The following is a 4,562-nucleotide window of genomic DNA, read 5'->3' on the forward strand; positions in this document are numbered from 1 at the left end:
ATCGCGGTCGCGCGCTGGTCGTCTCGGCGTTCCGATGTCGCGCGACGTGCGAGGTACGGTTGGACCGCACGCCGCACACGACGCCGCCGAACCAGGAGAACCAGAACCATGTCCAATTCCGACGGAGTCTTCCTGTACATCGGCACCTACCAGGACGAGCCCGCGGCGCGCTCCGACTACGCGATCGTGAAGAGCCTGCACGCCAGCCACGTCATCGGCACGTACGACGCCGCGGTCATCACCAAGGACGCCATCGGCCGGGTCCACGTCAACAAGGACGAGACGGCGACCCGCCGCGGCGGGTGGGGTGGCGCGGCCGCGGGCGCGGTCGTCGGCATCCTGTTTCCCCCGGCGATCATCGGCTCCGCCATCGTCGGTGCCGCGGTCGGCGGCATCAGTGGTCATCTGTGGCGGGGCATGTCCCGCTCCGATGTCAAGGAGCTGGGCGATCTCCTCGACGCCGGCGAGGCGGCCCTGCTGGTGGTCGGTGACACCACCCTCGGAGCGGCCCTCGAGAAGGCCGAACTGCGAGCCGAGAAGCATGTCGCCAAGGAGTTGGACGTCAGCACGACGGACATCGACGCGGCTGTCAAGGCAGCTGCGGACGACGTCGTCTGAGCGACCGACCCGCCGAGCACACCAACGTGGCCGATCGAACCGGAAACCTCCGCTGCTCTGCGCATCGCCGTTGGCTACGGTCGGTCTCGACGCCGAGCGAAGGAGGAGATGAACCCATGACTGTCGTGACACCGCTCCCCGCCGGCCGCGCCCTCTAGCGATCTTCTCGATCCCCGTTCGCGGCCGCACCCCGTGCCATCCCGCGATCCAGGAGATCTTCGCAATGCGTTCCATCCCGACGTGGCTCGTCAGCGAGCCATGCACCGACGTCGACCTCGGCGTCATCAAGACCGGCAAAGAAGCCCAGGTCAACCTCGTCCAACGCACCGGTGCCGACGGCACGACGTGCCAGTTCGCGCGCAAGCGATACCTGCCCCGGGAGGTGAAGTTCAAGGGGCAACTCGAAGCGCTCGGCGTACAGCGCGCGTCGACGTTCGTGAACGATGTGCAGTATCGGGAGGGACGCCAGTTCCGCAAGTCACGCGACCGGCGCGCCGTCGCGCAGATGTCGACGTACGGCAAGCGACTGCTGCAGGACCGGTGGACCGGACACGAGCACGAGATCATGACGCGCTTGTGGAAAGCCGGGCTGAGCGTCCCGTATCCGATCGCCTACGGCGACGACGTGTTCGACCTCGAGTACATCGGCGACGACACCCAGGCGGCTCCGCAACTGAACGCCGCCCGGCTGACTCGAGTCGAGCTCGACGAGGCGTTCGCGCAAGTGGTCGCCGGCTTGCGGATCGTGATCCGAGAGGGCTTCGCCCACGGCGATCTCTCGGCGTACAACCTGCTGTGGTGGGACGACCGGATCTGGTTCATCGACTTCCCGCAGGCGGTCGACATCGCCGCGAACCTGGCCGGGCTCGACTTCGTCCGTCGCGACGTCGTCAACATCTGCGGGTGGTTCCAGCACAAGGGACTCGACGTCGACGCCGACGACGTCTTCGACGACCTCCTCCACTTCATGTAGCCGACAACTGGTGCCAGGCACCAGTTGTCCGGGGTCACAACCGGTACGCGTCGATGATCGGTTTGAGGGGCCGGGCGTACCAGAGGGGTCGGCGCAGTCCGCTGTCGTTCGTGGTGCCGGCCGGCCGCGTCTTGTCGAGCCATTCGAGATAAGCCTCGCGGGACTTGGCGGTGTCGACCACGACGTCGCCGTATTCATCGTCCGCCTGCGCCGGCGTCACGCGAACACGCTGGTGCCAGCACTGCATCCCCGAGATCGGGTCGGGCTGGACGCAGAACGTCGCGTTCTGATGGACGCCGGTGTCGTGCCACCAGATCCGGCCGGTGTCGGGATCGGACGAGTCGTACGACTTGTTCCCACCCTCGCGACGAAGCTTCCAGGTCGAGCCTCCATCGGCGTTCTCGGTGCTGGAGATGTTCGCCTTGCCACCCGCCCAGCTCCGGCCCTCGGACTCGTCGAGACGCCAGCGACCCATGTGGTGGGATGCCGCGACGACTCCGGGTCGGATTCCCTCGGTGCGCCACGCCTGGATGACGAAGTGGCCGATCCGGGTGGTGATCCGCACGAGGCCGCTCTCCTCGATGTGCAGTTTCTCGGCATCCTCGGGATGGATCCACAGCGGGTGGCGATGGCTGATCTCGTTCAGCCATTTCGAGTTGGACGAGCGGGTGTGGATGAGCGTCGGGATGCGGAACGTCGGAAGCAGGATCCGTTCGTTGCCGGCGATGTCCATGTCCTCCCAGTGCACGTGACTCGGGATCCACTTCGGCGTCGAGTACTCGGGCCAGCCCCATTCCTTGAGGGTGGTCGAGAACAGTTCGAGCTTCTTCGACGGCGTCGGGAAGCCCTCCTTGATCTCACCGTCGATCTCGACCGCGGGCGACCCGTCACCGAGCTTCGCGAGTTCGGTGGCGGCAAACGATGCCTCCGATCCGTCGAACGCACCGATCGTGCCCGGCTTGCGGAACACACCGTGCTCGTCCTTCGTGCAGTCGGCAACCGACTCGGCTGCGACGACCTTCTCGTACGGCGTGTACGGATCGGTGGGGACGGCGTAGGCGCCGCGGTCACGCATGTAGCTCAGCGGGTCCTGTCCCGCTGCGGCCGCCGCGTCGGCGAGACCGGGCACCTCCTCCGCGAAGATGTGGCCGTAGTACTCGTCGACGCTGATCGGTTCGCCCGGACGCTCGTCGGACTCGAACCACTGGCGGATCCCGAGTGAGCCGTCGGGGTCGATGTGCCACGACAGGTCGATCCAGAACTCGTTCTCCTCCCACACCTCGCCGGGGTTGTACTCGTGGCTCCGGGCGTCGGGTCCGACCGGTTCGCCGCTCTTGATCTCCGCGTAGCGACGGAACACCGACTGGCGGAACCCGATCCACCGACCGGCGTGCGTCTCAAACGAGGCGACGTCGTGGCGCTCGGCGCCGACGCCCATCGGCAGCACGTAGTCGGCGAACCACGCCGTCTCCGACCACGTCGGTGTCAACGCGACATGGCAGTTCACCTTGGCGCGATCCTTCAGCGCCTCCAGCCAGGTGAAGCCGTCCGGGTTCGTCCAGATCGGGTTGTAGACGCGCGAGAAGTACGTGTCGAGCTTGCCGCGACCCTCGTTGAGGAAGTGTGGAAGCAGGATCGACATCTCGTGGTATGCGAGCGGGTACTCCTTCGGCCAGTTCAGTTCGTTCCACTTCTCGAGCGGTGGCGCGCCCTTCGGCTGGTGTGCGGTGAACTTGTTCCACCCGTTGCCGGTCGTGCCGCCCTCGGTGCCGACCGATCCGGTGAGCACGTTGAGGAAGAACAGCGAGCGGGCGACCTGCCAGCCGCCGTAGTTGCCGGCTCCGGCCGCGCGCCAGTTGTGGCTGGCGAACTTCGTCGGATGCTTGCCGATGATCGTCGCGATCTCTCGGATCTGTGTCGCCGAGACGCCGGTGATCCGCTCGGCTTCCTCGGGCGTGTACTCGCTGTAGTGGTCCTTCAGCGCGTGCTCGACCGAGTCGAACGCCTGGGGCATCTCGGGATAGAGCTCGGCGAGGAACGTCTCCCAGTTCACCCAACGGCGCACGAAATCGCGCTCCCACGTACCGGCCTCGAGCAGCAGGTGGGCGATCGACAGACACAGGAACGCCTCGGTGCCGGGCCAGGTCGGGAGCCAGTGGTCGGCCTTGCTGCCGGTATTGGAGAGGCGTGGATCGACGCAGATGATCGTCGCCCCCTTGTTCTGCGCCTCGATGATCCGCTGCGCGTGCGGGTTGAAGTAATGACCGGCCTCGAGGTGCGACGAGATGAGGAAGATCACCTCGGCATTGGCGAAGTCGGACGACGGGCGGTCGTGACCCATCCAGCTCTGGTAGCCGATGCGGGCGTTCGACGAGCAGATGTTGGTGTGGCTGTTGTGCCCGTCGGTGCCCCACGCCTTGAGCACCCGATCGGCGTAGCCGTCCTCGCCGGGTCGCCCGACGTGGTACATCACCTCGTTGTGCCGTTCCTCGAGGAACGCCGTGCGGATCCGCTCGCCGATCTCGCTGAGCGCCTGCTCCCACGAGATCCGCTCCCACTGCCCCGAGCCGCGCTCGCCGGTCTGCTTGAGCGGGTACAGGATCCGTTCGTGGTCGTAGATCTGGTTGAGCGTCGCCGGGCCCTTCGCGCAGTTGCGACCGCGACTCGCGGGATGTTCGGGATTGCCTTCGATCTTCGCGATGTCACCGGTCTCGTTGTCGAAGTAGGCGAGCAGCCCACACGCGGCCTCACAGTTGAAGCACGTCGTCGGCACGAGCGTGTAGTTGCGCTCCTTCTTGTCGGGCCACGCCTTCGCGTCGAGCTCGGTCCAGTCGTGCCACTTCGACTGCGGCGGATACTTGTCGAGTTCGGTCATGTTGGCCTCCGGGCCGGTCATCCGTGTTCATGAGAGGGGGACGGATTGGCCGGCGCGGACGAAGGCGGTCTCGGACAGCCACATGCCGCCCACGGC

At 66.4% G+C, this 4,562-nt stretch carries 3 protein-coding genes; 2 read left to right on the forward strand and 1 reads right to left on the reverse strand.

The features are described from left to right. Positions 1-108: 108 nt before the first annotated feature. Positions 109-618 carry a DUF1269 domain-containing protein gene (locus WBV89_RS01995; RefSeq protein ID WP_423979667.1) on the forward strand — a complete coding sequence of 170 codons (510 nt, stop codon included), beginning with the start codon at positions 109-111 and terminating at the stop codon, positions 616-618. A gap of 223 nt (positions 619-841) precedes the next feature. After that, positions 842-1,591 (forward strand): RIO1 family regulatory kinase/ATPase, encoded by a 750-nt coding sequence (locus tag WBV89_RS02000; protein WP_423979668.1) that lies wholly within the window; start codon positions 842-844, stop codon positions 1,589-1,591. A 34-nt stretch (positions 1,592-1,625) separates the two neighbouring features. Here the strand turns inward: WBV89_RS02000 and WBV89_RS02005 are convergent, their stop codons facing one another. Further along, positions 1,626-4,487, reverse strand: coding sequence for a molybdopterin-dependent oxidoreductase (locus WBV89_RS02005; protein ID WP_423979669.1), 2,862 nt, complete (start codon positions 4,485-4,487; stop codon positions 1,626-1,628). Positions 4,488-4,562 lie beyond the last annotated feature (75 nt).

The sequence above is a fragment of the Ilumatobacter sp. genome (assembly GCF_049588435.1).
Lineage (GTDB): Bacteria > Actinomycetota > Acidimicrobiia > Acidimicrobiales > Ilumatobacteraceae > Ilumatobacter_A.

Coding starts and splice junctions, on each gene's coding strand:
- WBV89_RS01995 (WP_423979667.1), top strand. CDS start 109: ATGTCCAATTCCGACGGAGTCTTCCTGTACATCGGCACCTACCAGGAC.
- WBV89_RS02000 (WP_423979668.1), top strand. CDS start 842: ATGCGTTCCATCCCGACGTGGCTCGTCAGCGAGCCATGCACCGACGTC.
- WBV89_RS02005 (WP_423979669.1), bottom strand. CDS start 4,487: ATGACCGGCCCGGAGGCCAACATGACCGAACTCGACAAGTATCCGCCG.